This window comes from Sulfitobacter maritimus (assembly GCF_013346665.1).
Taxonomy (GTDB): domain Bacteria; phylum Pseudomonadota; class Alphaproteobacteria; order Rhodobacterales; family Rhodobacteraceae; genus Sulfitobacter; species Sulfitobacter maritimus.
On sequence record NZ_JABVBB010000021.1, the window covers coordinates 476497 to 491481 of the forward strand.

The 14985-nt window shown below is 60.9% G+C and carries 18 protein-coding genes; 7 read left to right on the forward strand and 11 right to left on the reverse strand.

Going from position 1 to position 14985, the window contains the following annotated elements:
- Window positions 1–43: 43 nt before the first annotated feature.
- The 5 genes from HTT03_RS04285 to HTT03_RS04305 all read right to left on the reverse strand — a co-directional run bounded on the left by HTT03_RS04285 (window position 44) and on the right by HTT03_RS04305 (window position 5916).
- Window positions 44–832 carry an FAD binding domain-containing protein gene (locus tag HTT03_RS04285; protein ID WP_174858621.1) on the reverse strand — a complete coding sequence of 263 codons (789 nt, stop codon included), beginning with the start codon at window positions 830–832 and terminating at the stop codon, window positions 44–46.
- A gap of 70 nt (window positions 833–902) precedes the next feature.
- Window positions 903–3278 (reverse strand): xanthine dehydrogenase family protein molybdopterin-binding subunit, encoded by a 2376-nt coding sequence (locus HTT03_RS04290; protein WP_174858622.1) that lies wholly within the window; start codon window positions 3276–3278, stop codon window positions 903–905.
- A gap of 114 nt (window positions 3279–3392) precedes the next feature.
- Window positions 3393–3878 (reverse strand): (2Fe-2S)-binding protein, encoded by a 486-nt coding sequence (locus tag HTT03_RS04295; protein WP_174858623.1) that lies wholly within the window; start codon window positions 3876–3878, stop codon window positions 3393–3395.
- Between the two features lie 86 nt (window positions 3879–3964).
- On the reverse strand, window positions 3965–4960 hold the full coding sequence (locus HTT03_RS04300) for a molybdopterin-binding protein (RefSeq protein ID WP_174858624.1): 996 nt from the start codon (window positions 4958–4960) through the stop codon (window positions 3965–3967).
- Window positions 4957–5916: an XdhC family protein gene (locus HTT03_RS04305; protein ID WP_174858625.1), complete on the reverse strand. Its 960-nt coding sequence runs from the start codon at window positions 5914–5916 to the stop codon at window positions 4957–4959. The genes HTT03_RS04300 and HTT03_RS04305 overlap by 4 nt, the downstream gene beginning before the upstream one ends.
- Window positions 5917–6059: 143 nt before the next feature.
- Between HTT03_RS04305 and HTT03_RS04310 the strand changes: the two genes are divergently transcribed.
- Genes HTT03_RS04310 through grxD form a run of 3 tightly spaced genes read left to right on the forward strand, consistent with a single transcriptional unit; the run spans window position 6060 to window position 7007 of the window.
- Window positions 6060–6296 carry a BolA family protein gene (locus tag HTT03_RS04310; RefSeq protein WP_093741138.1) on the forward strand — a complete coding sequence of 79 codons (237 nt, stop codon included), beginning with the start codon at window positions 6060–6062 and terminating at the stop codon, window positions 6294–6296.
- Window positions 6297–6298: 2 nt separating this feature from the next.
- A complete protein-coding gene (locus tag HTT03_RS04315; RefSeq protein WP_246253342.1) occupies window positions 6299–6643 on the forward strand; it encodes a hypothetical protein in 345 nt (114 codons plus the stop codon).
- 1 nt (window position 6644) lies between these two features.
- Entirely contained in the window at window positions 6645–7007 is a 363-nt protein-coding gene (gene grxD, locus HTT03_RS04320; RefSeq protein WP_174858626.1) for a Grx4 family monothiol glutaredoxin, read from the forward strand.
- 235 nt (window positions 7008–7242) lie between these two features.
- On the opposite strand, the gene rpiB is transcribed toward grxD, so the two are convergent.
- The 3 genes from rpiB to HTT03_RS04335 all read right to left on the reverse strand — a co-directional run bounded on the left by rpiB (window position 7243) and on the right by HTT03_RS04335 (window position 8729).
- A complete protein-coding gene (gene rpiB, locus HTT03_RS04325) occupies window positions 7243–7692 on the reverse strand; it encodes a ribose 5-phosphate isomerase B (RefSeq protein WP_174858627.1) in 450 nt (149 codons plus the stop codon).
- A gap of 114 nt (window positions 7693–7806) precedes the next feature.
- Complete coding sequence (locus HTT03_RS04330) at window positions 7807–8199, reverse strand: cell division protein ZapA (RefSeq protein WP_174858628.1); 393 nt, start codon at window positions 8197–8199, stop codon at window positions 7807–7809.
- On the reverse strand, window positions 8199–8729 hold the full coding sequence (locus HTT03_RS04335) for a hypothetical protein (RefSeq protein WP_174858629.1): 531 nt from the start codon (window positions 8727–8729) through the stop codon (window positions 8199–8201). The genes HTT03_RS04330 and HTT03_RS04335 overlap by 1 nt, the downstream gene beginning before the upstream one ends.
- 310 nt (window positions 8730–9039) lie before the next feature.
- Here HTT03_RS04335 and tkt point away from each other — a divergent pair, with 310 nt between their 5' ends.
- The gene (gene tkt, locus HTT03_RS04340) at window positions 9040–11055 is read left to right on the forward strand and encodes a transketolase (RefSeq protein WP_174858630.1); all 2016 of its coding nucleotides are present in this window, start codon (window positions 9040–9042) and stop codon (window positions 11053–11055) included.
- Between the two features lie 174 nt (window positions 11056–11229).
- Window positions 11230–11400 (forward strand): hypothetical protein, encoded by a 171-nt coding sequence (locus tag HTT03_RS04345; RefSeq protein ID WP_174858631.1) that lies wholly within the window; start codon window positions 11230–11232, stop codon window positions 11398–11400.
- A gap of 10 nt (window positions 11401–11410) precedes the next feature.
- Here HTT03_RS04345 and HTT03_RS04350 read toward each other — a convergent pair whose 3' ends face one another.
- Window positions 11411–12385 (reverse strand): DUF808 domain-containing protein, encoded by a 975-nt coding sequence (locus tag HTT03_RS04350; protein ID WP_174858632.1) that lies wholly within the window; start codon window positions 12383–12385, stop codon window positions 11411–11413.
- Window positions 12386–12599: 214 nt separating this feature from the next.
- On the opposite strand from HTT03_RS04350, the gene gap reads away from it, so the two are divergent.
- The gene (gene gap, locus HTT03_RS04355; protein ID WP_174858633.1) at window positions 12600–13601 is read left to right on the forward strand and encodes a type I glyceraldehyde-3-phosphate dehydrogenase; all 1002 of its coding nucleotides are present in this window, start codon (window positions 12600–12602) and stop codon (window positions 13599–13601) included.
- Between the two features lie 58 nt (window positions 13602–13659).
- Entirely contained in the window at window positions 13660–13803 is a 144-nt protein-coding gene (locus tag HTT03_RS04360) for a hypothetical protein (RefSeq protein WP_174858634.1), read from the forward strand.
- Between the two features lie 129 nt (window positions 13804–13932).
- Here HTT03_RS04360 and coaD read toward each other — a convergent pair whose 3' ends face one another.
- Both coaD and HTT03_RS04370 read right to left on the reverse strand, forming a co-directional pair.
- A complete protein-coding gene (gene coaD, locus HTT03_RS04365) occupies window positions 13933–14430 on the reverse strand; it encodes a pantetheine-phosphate adenylyltransferase (protein WP_174858635.1) in 498 nt (165 codons plus the stop codon).
- Between the two features lie 102 nt (window positions 14431–14532).
- Entirely contained in the window at window positions 14533–14967 is a 435-nt protein-coding gene (locus HTT03_RS04370; protein WP_174858636.1) for a CBS domain-containing protein, read from the reverse strand.
- Window positions 14968–14985 lie beyond the last annotated feature (18 nt).

Below are 14985 nucleotides of genomic sequence, written 5' to 3' on the forward strand. Positions count from 1 at the left end.
CAGCGAGGGGCGCAGTCAGAGCAGAAGCGACTGTTATCGCCTATCAAACGATGGATTGGACCGCACGGCGCGTCATCACCCCGCAAAGGTGCGCTCGGTAAGCGCCGCTGCCGTGCAAATCACTGATCATTTCGCCGCCATCCAAGGTTAGACCATCCAGCGCGCTGGCTGCGAAAGTGGCCCCAAGCGCAGCCTCCGCTTCGCGCCAACGGAACACCCCTTCGTTCGACGCCCCGGTGATCGCGACCCGCACGTGACTGTCAAAACGCGCAACGAATGCCGCAACCAAGGGGAACCGAGAGGCCGGCTGAATGAACTTCTCATAATGCGCTGCCTGCGGAATGGGGAAGCGCACGCCGGTTACGATTTCCCCCTCCTCCAGCGCGGTGGTGAACATGCCTTGGAAGTAGTCATCCGCAGCGATCTCACGCCGGTCGGTCTCAATGGTCGCCCCGCTGGCCAGCGCACCCGCCGGATAGCAAGCGGAAGGATCGTTGTTGGCGAGCGATCCGCCGATCGTGCCCCGGTTGCGCACCGCAGGGTCGCCGATCCGCGCAGCAAGGCTGGCAAGGGCCGGATAGCTATCCGCCGCCTCGCGCATAACGGTCGCATGGGTTGTGCCGCCACCGATCCAAAGCGCACCATCGCGCATTTCCACGCCCTTGAGTTCATCAATCCCCGCCAGCGACACCAGAACCGAGGGCATCGCCAGCCGCGCCTTGAGCGTTGGGATCAGTGTCTGCCCCCCGCTGAGTGGCTGCGCGTCCTCTTGCCCCAGAGCCTTGACCGCATCCGCCACATTGCCGGGGCGTTCTATTTCGAAATCATACATCTCTCATCCTTCCCAGAGGCCGCCGAGCGTCGCCTCTTCTCTCAATCCAATATTCAGCAGGCCGTGGCGCTTAGACATTCATCGCCTCCCAAACCCGCGCGGGGCTGACCGGCATATCGATATGGCCGATGTCCTTCCCGCCCGAGCGTATGGCGTCGAGCACTGCGTTGACCACAGCAGGCGGCGAGCCAATCGCCCCCGCCTCCCCGCAGCCTTTCACGCCCAAGGGGTTGTGTGTGCAGGGTGTCTGGCAGGAGTGGTCCACGTCATAGAACGGCAGATCGCTGGCCCGCGGCATGGCGTAATCCATGTAAGATGCGCTGAGGAGTTGGCCGTCCTCATCGTAAGCGCAGTTTTCTAGCAGCGCCTGACCAATGCCTTGAGCCAATCCGCCATGCACCTGGCCGGTCACGATCATCGGGTTGACCACATTGCCGAAATCATCGGCCGCCGTGAAGCGCTCGACGGTGACATGGCCGGTTTCGGGATCAAGCTCGACCTCACAAGCGTAGGCCCCCGCTGGATAGGTGAAGTTCGACGGGTCGTAGAATGCCGTCTCCTCCAGCCCCGGTTCGATCTCCTCGAGCGGGTAGTTATGCGGCACATAGGCTGCGAGCGTCACATCGCCCCAAGCCACGGATTTGTCGGTCCCTGCCACGCTGAAGGCACCATCCTTCAACTCGATATCCCCTTCCGAGGCTTCGAGCAGATGACTCGCAATCTTCTTGGCCTTAGCGATGATCTTTTCCGTCGCGCGGACCATGGCGCTGCCACCCACCGCCAGCGAGCGTGAGCCATAGGTGCCCATGCCCATCGGCACCTTGGAGGTGTCGCCATGGACGATCTCGACCATATTTTCGTCGATCCCGATCATGTCCGCCACAACTTGCGCAAAAGAGGTCTCATGCCCCTGCCCGTGGCTGTGGCTGCCGGTCATCACGACCAAGCCGCCGGTGGCGTTGACCCGCACCATGGCGCTCTCATAAAGCCCCGCCCGCGCGCCGAGTTGTCCGACGAGGTTCGAGGGCGCGATGCCGCAGGCCTCGATATAGCAATTCACACCGAAACCGCGCAGCTTTCCCTTGGATTCACTCTCGCGGCGCCGCGCCTCAAAGCCCGCGTGGTCGGCGATCTCTTCGAGTTTGTCCATCGTCGCGTTGTAGTCGCCCGTGTCATATTCCACCGCTACCGGCGTGGCATAGGGAAACTCGGTCACGAAATTCTGGCGGCGCAGTTTGATCGGGTCGACCTTTAACTCATGCGCAGCCTTGTCGATCAAACGCTCTAGTTGATAGGTCGCCTCGGGCCGTCCGGCACCGCGATAGGCGTCTACTGGCACGGTATTGGTAAACACCGCCTTAACGTTCACATAGATCAGCGGCGTTTTGTAGTTCCCCGCCATCAGCGTACCGTGCAGCCACGTCGGCACCGAGGGCGCGAAGGTCGAGAGATAGGCGCCCATATTTGCATAGGTATCGGTGCGCAGGGCGGTGAAGTTATTGTCTGCATCCAGCGCCAGTTCGATCTTGGTTACGTGATCCCGGCCATGAGCATCCGACATGAAAGCCTCGGACCGGCTGGAGGTCCATTTGACCGGTCGGCCAACCGCCTTGGCGGCGAAGGTGCAGAACGCTTCTTCTTGATAGTGGAAAATCTTGGTGCCAAAGCCCCCGCCCACATCCGGGGCCACCACACGCAGCTTATGCTCAGGGATGCCCAGCACGAAAGCGCCCATCAGCAAACGGATCACATGCGGGTTCTGGCTGGTGGTGTAGAGCGTATGCTCGCCATCCGAACGGTTATAGTCGCCGATGGCCACGCGCGGCTCCATCGGGTTGGCGACAAGACGGTTGTTCACCAGTTCCAACGTGGTGACATGAGCGGCCTGTTCAAAGGCCTTGTTCACCGCGTCTTTGTTCTCCTCAACAAAACCCCAGTCATAGCAAAGGTTGCTTGTCAGATCGTCATGCACCTTGGGCGCGCCGTCCTTAACCGCATCCTTCATATTCACCACGGCGGGAAGCTCATCGATATCGACGACAATCGCCTCGGCAGCATCGCGGGCCTGCGCCAGCGTTTCGGCCACCACGGCGGCGATGGGCTCGCCCACATGGCGGACTTTTTCATGGGCCAGTACAGGGTGTTTCGGCTCTTGCATCGGTTGGCCGTGTTTGTCGGTCACCTGCCAGCCGCAGGGCATCCCGCCGATCTCGGCGAAATCCGCGCCGGTGAAAACCTTGAGCACGCCGGGCATGTCTTCGGCGGCAGAGGTATCAACCCCCGTCAGCCGCCCGTGCGCCACATCCGAGCGCAGGAAAAACACATGGGTCTGGCGGCGCAGGTTGATGTCATCGGTGTAACGCCCTGACCCGGTGAGAAAGCGTATGTCCTCCCGTCTCTTGCTGCTGGCGCCAATTCCGCGCGTCGGTTCAAAATCCTTAGGCATAATGTCCTCCCGTTTGGTGGCGGTGCGGATGCACCTGATCTGTCACGCGGCGTCCGGTTCTGGCGGTCCTCCCCCGCCATCACCGTCCTGCTCAGCGTGACACTGTTCTCGGCGTTACTCTGCCGCGAGTGCGCTGACCTCTTGGCCGCTGGCCGCCATGATTGCTTTGACGATATTGTGGTAGCCGGTGCAGCGGCAGATGTTGCCGTCTAGGTAATGCCGCACCTCAGCCTCGCTCGGCTTGGGGTTTTCCTTGAGCAGGGCCGCCGCGGACATCACCATGCCCGGCGTGCAAAAGCCGCATTGCAGACCGTGGTGGTCCTGAAACGCCTGCTGGATGGTGTTGAGCGTGCCATCAGGGGCCGCTTGGCCCTCGATGGTGTCGACCTCGGCGCCGTCGGCCTCAACCGCGAACATGGTGCAGGCCTTGACCGCATTGCCGTTAACATGCACCACGCAGGCGCCGCATTGGCTGGTGTCGCAGCCCACATGGGTGCCGGTGAGTTCCAGATCATCGCGTAGGAAATGCACCAGCAGCGTGCGCCCTTCGACCTCCCCTGACGCGGGTTTGCCGTTCACGGTCATCTTGACCTGTGTCATGTTCATCCTCCCGTTTTATACGCTTGTTAAGGGCAGTTAAGCACGACACGCCTACGTTGAGAACAAATTTTTTGCAGGGGCTGGGGTCAGCGCTTGCCTTTGCCGGGGTTGCGCGGTTGAGGTCGGGTGGGAATTTCCTTGAGCAGCCCGCCCACGCCCATGGCAGCAATATCCTGACTGCTGACCGGGATGCCGCAGATCACCCGCGAGAGGACCCAATCGGCGCCATTGAGCGCGGGCGAGCGCGCACATCCCGGCAGACCGATAACAGGCCGTTCGCCATATTCGCCGATAAAGAGCAGGTTACCGGGATCGACCGGCATGCCAAAGCGTTCAACCCGCCCGCCTGCGCGGCGCAGGGCTGCCGGGGCGACATCGTCAATGTCTGAAGTGGCTGAGGCAGTGAGGATCAAAATCAGATCGGTGGTGGCCTTTTCAATTTCTTGCGTCAATGGCGCCGCCTGATGGGGCACGTTGACCACCGCTGTCAGGCGCACGCCAAGCGCGTTCAGCCGTGCTTCGATGGCCGCGCGGCCTTTGTCTCCTGCGCCACCGTCGACCTCAGTTACAATCAGCGTGGCACTGCGCAATTGGGGCGTGCGCAGGTACAGGGCATCGGTTTTTGCTGCGGCGCAGGCGGCTTGCAAAGCCGCTTCGGGTACCGCGTAGGATATGATCTTGATCGTCGCTACCATGCCACCCGCGGCCATTTGCTGAAACGGCGGCACCGTGGCCAAGGTGATCATCGGATGCGCCGCATTGACGGCTTCCAGTGCTGCGCGGTCAAGCATGACGACCCCCGGCCCATCAGCGAGCAAATTGACCCGCCCGGTAAAGGCGTTCGACATGCGCAACCCCGGCCCCCGCAATCTCTGCGCAAGCCGCGCGGCGGCGGTGTTTTCGTCAATGTCCTGCGGGTCCAGACGGGCGACAATGACATTTGACACGCCCGCTGCTGCCAAGGCGGCAATGTCTTCGGCGCTCAACACCCTACCCTTGCGCAACCGGCCTTTTTGCAGCGCGACCGAATGGGCCAGCGTCGCGCCTTCGGCATCGCGCAGGGGGACCGGACCGAACTTCATGGCCGGCGCAGGGTTTGGATGATTTCAGCGAGGATCGAGACCGCGATCTCCGCCGGGCTGGCCGCGCCGATATCCAACCCCACCGGACCGTGGATACGGGCAGTCTGCACGGTGTCAAACCCAGCCTCTGCCAACCGCGCGAGGCGGCTGGCCTGCGTCCGGGTCGAGCCGAGCGCGCCGATATAAAACGCCTCCGACCCAAGCGCCACATGCAGGGCCGGATCGTCGAGTTTCGGGTCATGTGTCAGCAACACCACAGCAGAGCGCGCATCCAACCCGATCTCGCGCAAGGCGGCATCGGGCCAGTCGTTCATTAGCGTGCAATCAGGGAAACGCGCAGACGAGCCAAAGGCGTCGCGGGGATCGACCACGACGTGGTCAAAGCCCGCCTCCCGCGCCATGCTGACCAGATGCTGCGCGATATGCACCGCGCCTACGATCACCAGACGCAATGGCGGGTTGTGGATGGCGATAAAACGTCCGGTTTCTTCATCCACGCCCGAGCGGTCGCGGCGGAACCTGTCGGCATGGCCTACGCGGGTCAACTGCCGTGCGCTGCCGTCAAGCGCCACCTCATAGGCGACGGCTTCGCGTGCGGCCCGTGCCGCCACCAGATCGCCCAACAACTCGATGCTCAACCCGTCTGGCCTCACCGGCTCGGCCAGCACTTTGATCGTCCCGCCACAGGCCAGCCCCACGGCAAAGGCGTCGCCATCGCTGACGCCATATTCCAACAGCCGTGTCTTACCGTCTTCCAGCGCCTCTAGCGCCTCCACAACCACCGCGCCTTCGACGCAGCCACCGGAGACCGAGCCCATCATCGTCCCGTCCCCCGCCACCACCAATTGCGCCCCGGCGCGGCGCGGTGCGGAGCCCCAAGTCTCAACCACAGTGGCCAATGCGACGGGTTGTCCGGTCTTGGCCCATGCGAGTGCCTGTTCGGGTATGCGGTCCATATTGTTTCCTTTCCAGTCGCCCCAGAGTGTCGCGCTTCGCGTCCAAAGGTCAATGCGTGAAACCCCGGCGCCATCGGCTTGCACGCAGCGCTGTGCGGCACTACATCTAACGCAAGATCATACAACAGCCGGAGCCACTTGAAATGCCGATGCAAGCCAGTGAAATCGAAGACCTGATCCGCGCGTCTTTCCCGGATGCCAAGATCACCGTCGAGGGCAATGACGGTGTGCATATGGCCGCGATGGTGGTGGACGAAAGCTTTCGCGGCATGAACCGGGTGCAACAACAACGCGCTGTCTATGCTGCGCTCAAGGGCAAGATGGACGGCTCGAACGGCGACCTACATGCGCTGGCGCTGACCACGCGCGCGCCGGACTGACCATGTGGATCTGGGGCATAGGCGCGGTTCTGGGCGTTATTGCCGCCGTGGCCTATGCCCAGCACCGTGCGCGAGCTGGGCGTCATGTACCCCTGTCACAGCGCCAGCCTGCCCGCCCTGAGACGGGCAAAGTGCCGCTGGGGATGGAAGCGCTCGATCTGGATGCCGTGGCGAGCGCCGCGCGGCGCAATGAGAGCCTTGAGCGCGGGCATACGAACTGGACCCGGAAACGGGGTGGGTTTTTCCTCGGCGGTGCCGAGTTGGACGTCAAACCCTGGGCCGATGATGAAACCTATGCGCGGCGCTATCACGCTGCGTTCAAGAAATCAGATAGTAAGGACAAATGACATGAGCGATGCTGCAAGTCAGATCAAAGAGCAGATCACTAAGAACGACGTGGTTCTGTTTATGAAGGGCACCAAAGAGATGCCGCAGTGCGGGTTCTCCAGCCGCGTGGCCGGGGTGCTGAACTATATGGGCGTTGAGTTTTCAGACGTGAATGTGCTGGCCGACGAAGGTCTGCGTCAGGGGATCAAGGATTTCTCTGACTGGCCGACCATCCCGCAGCTTTACGTCAAAGGTGAGTTCGTCGGCGGCTGTGACATCATCACCGAGATGACGCTGTCGGGCGAGCTGGACACGCTCTTTGCCGAAAACGGCGTGGCCTTTGATAAGGACGCTGCGGATAAGATCCGCGAAGCCAACGGCTGAAGCGCCGACAGGTTAAACGAAAAACACCCCGGACCGGCTTTGCCCTTCGGGGTGTTTTTATATCTGACATCAGCGCCCTTCTGCCCGGCACCGCCGGGCCACGCCCGACCTCCCCCCGGAGGGCGTGATTGCAACGTAGCACCTTGCAGCAAACTCAGTGCTTGCAGCAATTGATCCGCAAACAGAACCGTCCCGAACGCCCCCAGGTCGGGCGCGTCCCGGCGATGCCTTTGTCTCAGTCTTCAATCGCGGTAATCATATCCACGCGGCGGCCATGGCGTCCGCCTTCGAACGCGGTGTCAAGAAACGCATCGACAATCTCAAGCGCGAGACCGCCCCCGATCACCCGCGCGCCCATCGACAGCATATTCGCATCATTATGCGCCCGGATCATCTTGGCCGAAAACGTATCGGAGCAGACCCCGCAGCGAATGCCTTTGACCTTATTCGCCGCCATCATGATCCCCTGCCCGGTGCCACAGATCAGAATGCCAAGGTCAAACTCCCCCGCCGCGATGCGCCGTGCGGCAGCTTCGCCGTGTTTGGGGTAATCGGTGCTCTCAGCCGTCTCGGGACCAATGTCCTCAACCGCAAAGCCACGCTCGGCCACATGACGCGCGATGTCTTGGCGCAGGGCGATATCGGCATGGTCACTGGAGATGATGATGCGGGGCTTGTCGGTCATGGGGAACATCCTGCTGCTGATGATAAAGGTCACCGCGATGCGGTGCTGATGCCGCCCCAGAGCATATTCACAGGCGCGGCGCAATCCGACGAAAGGACGCGCCGCGCATGTCGTTTAGTCGGCGGTCTTTTCGTCCACCTCATCGGCCAGGGCTTCGGCCCGCGCGGCGAGTTCGGCCAGAGTATCTTTGACCCCCTGCGGCACGACTGGCACTTCGATGCGTTCAGGCTCGACCTTCACGTTGCGCAGGGCGGCCAATTCAGCCTCCCGCTCGGCCAGTTCGGCCCGCACTTCGGCAATTTGGTCTTCGACGCTGGCGGTTTTGTCGGCCAAGAGCAGACCGGCCATAAGCAACATGCGCGCTTCGGGCATCCGGCCAACCTGATCGCTCAGCACCCGCGCTTCATCGTCGAGCATTTTGGCGGCGGCGTGCAGGTAGCTCTCTTCGCCCTCCTGACAGGCAACTTCAAAGCCCCGGCCGCCGATGGTGATCCTAACTTCTGGCATCAGTGAGCCTCTTCTGTTTTGCTGGCGGTGGTCTCTTCGCTGCTGGCGTCGGCGGGGCTGTCTTCGGCCTCGGTCTCTTCGACCAAGGGGGCCAAGGCGCTCAACACGGCGTCAATCTCTGCCATCTCAATGGCGCGGGTGGCGCGCAGGCTCTCCAACTCAGCAATTACGGCAGTGTCGATCAGCTTAGGGTCCGCCAGCCCTTCAGCATTCGCTTCACGCAGCTTTTCGCAAGCTTGCGACAACTGCTCATTGGCCTGCCGCACGCGTTGCAGATCCAGATCAATCTGCCCCATCTGCGCCGCGCTGGATTCTACCCGATCCCGCAGAGTCGCCAGTTCAACCTCATATCCCTCGCGCAGGGTCTTTATCCGTTCGTTCAACTGAGCATTCGCAAGACGCTCTTCTTCCAACGCCTGAACGATATCCTCATCCGGCTCGGCGGGCGCCGGTTTGATCCGGTCCACCCCCTTGGCGACCCGGTCCATCGCGGCCGTGATGCGGCGTTGATACTCGTCAAGTTCGCTCATCAGCATGAAGTCTCCTCACTCGTTCTTATCCTGTCGGTCGTCTGCCGACATCTTGCCACGGGATACCCAGCCACAAGGCGCAAAGCACCGCGCGGCGAATCGCCCCAAAGGCCGGTTTCTGCGATCCTAGCCAAAGCCGCAAGCAAATGCGCCCCCCCTCTTTTGATTCAGCGGCTTGGCCGGCACAGTTCAACCGAAGCCTGTGCCGATCCGCGCTGCTCTGCCGAACCATAGCCCGGTTATGCTTGAACTTTGCCCGTTCGCTGGTATGCACAGGCCAAATCTGCCACAGCCCCAAAGGAATGCCCTCGTGGATCTGCAAGCCCTCGCCCGCGCCAACCCTGATCATTGGTCCAAGGCCACCGCCATCCGCGCGCTGACCCTTGATGCCGTCGCTGCTGCGAACTCTGGCCACTCCGGCATGCCGATGGGCATGGCCGATGTGGCCACCGTTTTGTTCGAAAAGCACCTGAAGTTTGACGCGGCCAACCCGCTGTGGCCCGACCGCGACCGGTTTATCCTGTCCGCAGGCCATGGTTCCATGCTGCTCTATGCGCTGCTGCACCTGACAGGCTACGCGCAATTCCCCATCGAAGAGTTAAAGAACTTCCGTCAGATGGGCGCACGCACTGCCGGCCACCCGGAAAACTTCCTTGCCGACGCGATCGAGACCACCACCGGCCCGCTCGGTCAGGGCATTGCCAACTCGGTCGGCTTTGCGATGGCCGAAGAAATGCTCCGCGCGCAATATGGTGCCAAGGTTGTCGACCACCACACCTATGTCATCGCAGGCGACGGCTGTTTGATGGAAGGTGTCAGCCAAGAGGCGATCACGCTCGCTGGCCGCCATAAGTTGAGCAAGCTGATCGTGATGTGGGACAACAACAACATCACCATCGACGGTCCTGTCACCCTGTCCGACAACACCGATCAGGTTGCGCGCTTCAAAGCCGCGCAATGGCATGTCATCGAAATCGACGGCCACAACCCCGATGAGATCGACGCGGCGCTGACCGAGGCGAAAGCCACCGACCTACCAACGATGATCGCCTGCAAGACCCATATCGCCCTTGGCCATGCCGCACAGGACACCTCCAAAGGCCACGGCGCGCTGACCGATGCTGACCAAATGGCCGAAGCGAAGAAGGCTTACGGCTGGACAAGCGGCCCCTTCGAAGTGCCTGCCGATGTGAAATCCGCATGGGAAGAGATCGGCAAACGCGGCGCCGACGCCCGCCGTGAATGGGAAGAGCGCTTTGACAATATGCCGCGCAACAAGCGCGAGACCTTCAACCGCGCCTTGGCCTTGGACGCGCCCAAGAAGATGAGCGCAACGGTTAAGGCGTTTAAAAAGCAAATCTCCGAAACCGCCCCCAAGATGGCCACCCGCGCGGCGAGTGAGAAAGCGCTCGAAGTGTTGAACCCGATCCTGCCCGAAACAGTCGGCGGCTCGGCGGATCTCACTGGCTCGAACAACACCAAGACCTCTGATCTGGGTGTCTTTGACGTCGACAACCGTGGCGGGCGCTATGTCTATTGGGGCATCCGCGAGCATGGCATGGCTGCGGCAATGAACGGCATGGCGCTGCACGGCGGCCTGCGTCCCTATGGCGGCACCTTCATGTGTTTCACCGATTACGCACGCCCCGCGATGCGTCTGGCAGCGCTGATGCAGATCCCCACGGCCTTTGTCATGACCCATGACAGCATCGGCCTTGGCGAAGACGGCCCGACCCACCAGCCGATCGAGCATCTGGCGATCAGCCGCGCCACACCCAACACTTACGTCTTCCGCCCCGCCGATGCGGTGGAAACGGCAGAGGCTTGGGAGATTGCCTTCACCTCGAAGACTACACCCTCGGTTCTGTCGCTGACCCGTCAGGGGCTGCCGACTGTGCGTCTGGAGCATAAGAACAACAACCTCACCGAAAAAGGCGCCTATGTGCTGGCCGATGCTGAGGGCAAACGTCAGGTGATCCTGATCGCCACCGGCTCGGAAGTGCATGTCGCACTGGCTGCGCGCGACCTGCTGCAGGCCGAAGGCATCGGCACCCGCGTCGTCTCCATGCCTTGCATGGAACTCTTCGCAGCGCAAGACGAAGCCTACCGCAAACGCGTCCTGCCCGGTGGTGCTGTGCGTGTCGGGATCGAAGCTGGCGCACGTCAGGGCTGGGACCAGTGGCTCTTTGGTGAGCGCGGCAAATACGGCAAGGCGGATTTCGTCGGCATGGACCGTTTCGGCGCCTCCGCTCCGGCAGAGGAACTGTTCGAGCGGTTCGGCTTTACCGCCGAGAATGTCGCGGAAAAGGCCAAAGCCCTGCTCTGATCGCCATATCCCGAAAAACCAAAAGCCCGCCCGGTCCAGCCGCGCGGGCTTTTTCTATGACGCTAACACCAACCGCAGATTACCTTACGTAAAGCCCCTCAACCCCAGATTGTCACCTTGAGCCTATAATGCTTTCATAGACGGAACGGCGCCCCTCTTCGCATAGGACACTTCATGGCCCTTGCCTACATTCTCAGCGGCATCACCACCGGCAGCCTTGCGGCTGCGATCTGGCTTGGCTCCGGAGGCAGCATTCTCGGCGCTTTCGGCAGCTATACGCTCATAGGAACACTTGCCGGACTGCTGGTAGCAATTCACAGCCTAACGTCACATTCGCGACGATAGATAACACCCCTCAAAGCGCTGCCTTGTGAAAGACCTTGCGCCAAATCGGCGTGACGATCTTCTCACCCACAGGGATCAAAAGCAGCCCAAGCGCGAGCCCGAAGATACCATCAATCGCAGCGGTCGTCGTCCACTCTACCGCGCCCATCAAACGCTCCGGCGCCGCATGACCGACCGCAACCGCAATATGGTGAATCCATTCGTAAGGCGCAGCGAAACCCATTTGCTCCATCCCATGGATAATGATCGAGCCGCCGACCCAAAGCATTGCCGCCGTGCCAATCACCATCAGCAATTTCAAGAATCCAGGCATGCCCCGCACCAAGGCCCGCCCGATTGAACGCGTGGCCGCAAACCGCCCGCGCTCCGCCATGAGCAACCCCAAGTCATCCATCTTTACGATCAAGGCGACAGCGCCATAGACCGCAACGGTGATCATCACCGCCACCATCGCCAGCGTCGCCGCCTCCATCCAAAACGAACTTTCAGGGATCGCCGCCAAGGCAATGGTCATGATCTCGGCGGAAAGAATGAAGTCGGTCTTGATCGCGCCCGCGGCTTTCTGCTCTTCCAAGAGCGCCGGGTTTTCGGGGACTTTCTTTTTGTCGGGGTAGTCCGCATGCCCTTCCGCCAGCCCGAGGGCATGGGCCACCTTCTCGGCCCCTTCGAAACATAGGTACGCCCCGCCCAGCATCAGCAAAGGGGCAATGGCCCAGGGCGCGAAGTTCGATAGGATCAGCCCGGCGGGCAAAAGAAAGACAAGCTTGTTCTTCAGGGAGCCTTTGGTGATTTTCCAGATCACTGGCAGTTCACGTTCAGCGCTGAACCCCTGCACGTATTTCGGCGACACCGCCGCGTCATCAATCACCGCGCCCGCCGCTTTTGACCCAGCTTTCGCAGCCTGCCCAATCACGTCATCCACACTGGCCGCCGCAACCTTAGCAATCGCTGCAACGTCATCTACAAGTGCCAGTAATCCGCTCATTCTACGCCCCTTCGTTCCATTCTGTCCGAAGTAGCATGTGCCTCACATCTGACAAGTCCTGCCCACACCAAACCGCTACCGCTAACACAAAGGTTTAACGCTAACATATCGAAATCAGACGGTTTTCCCTCTTTCCCCTTCCCACGTCCGACAGATATAGAGCCCGCGACCCCCGACATACGGCCCGACATCGGCCCGAGACAAGGATTGCACCATGACCATCAAAGTTGGCATCAACGGATTTGGCCGGATCGGCCGCTGCACACTCAGCCATATCGCAGCGTCAGGCCGCGATGATATCGAGGTGATCAAGGTCAACGCCACCGGCCCGCTCAGCACCGCCGCCCATCTGCTGAAATATGATTCCGTCCACGGGCGTTTTCCCGGCGAAGTGAATGTGGACGACGGCTATATGAACCTCGGCCAGAACGACATTGAAATGATGTCCACCTACAACCTTGAAGAGCTGGATTGGTCCGGTTGCGACGTGGTGCTGGAATGTACCGGCAAGTTCAACGACGGTAACAAAGCCAACGTGCATCTGGAAAATGGCGCCAAGCGGGTCCTGCTGTCTGCCCCCGGCAAGAACGTCGACAAAACCATCGTTTTCGGCGTGAACGACGATCAACTCGTCGCGTCTGACCGGATGATTTCCAACGGCTCTTGCACGACAAACTGCCTCGCCCCGCTGGCCAAAGTGATGCATGACGCCGTGGGCATCGAAAGCGGCCTGATGACCACTATCCACAGCTACACAGGCGACCAGCCAACGCTGGACCGCCGCCACAACGACCTCTACCGCGCCCGCGCCGCCGCCATGGCGCTGATCCCCACCTCCACAGGGGCAGCCAAAGCGCTTGGCGAAGTGCTTCCCGCGCTCAAAGGCCGGCTCGACGGCACCGCCATCCGCGTCCCCACCCCCAACGTCAGCGCGGTCGACCTCACCTTCCAAGCCAGCCGCGATGTCACGGTTGAAGAGATCAACGCCGCCGCCCGCGCTGCCGCAGACGGGCCAATGAAGCGCGTGCTGGCCTATGATCCTGAGCAAAAGGTCTCGATCGATTTCAACCACACCGAACACAGCTGCATCTTCGCCCCCGATCAGACCATTGTCGTCGCAGGCCGGACGGTGCGCGTGCTGGGTTGGTATGACAACGAATGGGCCTTCTCTGTGCGCATGGCCGATGTTGCGGTAGCCATGGGCAATCTGGGCTAAGCCTTGCACGGCGGAATTGTCCCTGTAATATCAGGGGCAACCCGCCGGGAGCGCTCGTATGACCAACCGTATCGCCATCGTGCTCGCCCTTCTCATCATCGCGGGCATTCTGGTTGACGGCTATTATTACGGCAGCGATCACATGATCTATCTGGGCAAGAAATTCTTTGCCCTGATCGAATGGATGGCTTTCTGGCGCTAACCCCAACCCGGCCAAAGCTCAAGCGCGGCGCCGCCTTCAAGGCACCACCCCCCTTATCTTCATCCTTTTAAAAAATACCGTGCACATCGCCTGCGTCACCCGCAACGCCCGCGCTTCCTGCGCAGAGCTCTAGCCCTGCGCAAACCGCTTGATCAGCTCATCATTCACCGCTGGCGTCACAAATTTACTGACATCCCCATCCAGCCGCGCGATTTCCTTGACCAGTTTACTGGCAATCGCCTGATGGGTCGCCTCGGCCATCAAGAACACCGTCTCAATCGAATCGTCAAGCTGACGGTTCATGCCAACCATCTGGAATTCATACTCAAAATCGGACACCGCGCGCAGCCCGCGGACAATGATCTGTGCGCCAACATCGCGGGCGCAATCGATCAATAGGTTCTCAAAAGGATGTACGACAATCTCAACGCCGGTTTCTTGGGCCAATTGCACACATTCCGCCTCGATCAAGGCCACACGCTCTTCGAGACTGAACAGCGGTCCCTTGTCGCGGTTGATCGCCACGCCAATGACCAACCGGTCGACCATCCGCGCAGCACGGCGGATAATGTCGATATGACCCAAGGTGATCGGATCAAACGTACCGGGGTAAAGGGCTATGCGCATTGGGATATCCTGATTTGTGCCGCGTTGCGGCATAGCCAAGCATTTCACCGGGCCGAGCGCAACCCGGTTCGCGTTCACCATCCCCCGTTTTTACGGGCGCGCTCAATGTCCCATGATCATGCCCTCAAGGGCCTGTTTCTCCATCGACAATTCTTGCAACTGCGCTTTGACCACATCCCCGAGCGAGATCAGGCCGACCATTTCACCATCCTCCAGCACCGGCATATGGCGGAAGCGGCCGTCGGTCATCTTTTGCAAAATCGCATCCGAGCGGTCATCGCGGCTACAGGTTACCAGTTTGGTCGTCATCATGCTTTCAACGCTTTGGTCCAAACAGCCCGCGCCCTGACGGCCCAACTCCCGCACAATGTCACGCTCCGACAGGATTCCGTCCGGTGTCTTGCCATCCGCAGAGATCACTAAAGTCCCGATTTTCTTTTCAGACAGCATCTGCGCCGCCTCAGCGACAGAGAGCCCCGGTTTGGTCGTTACCACCTTGTCATCCGGTTTGGTCTTGAGAATCTGCGATACAAGCACCTGGCCCCTCCTTCGTTG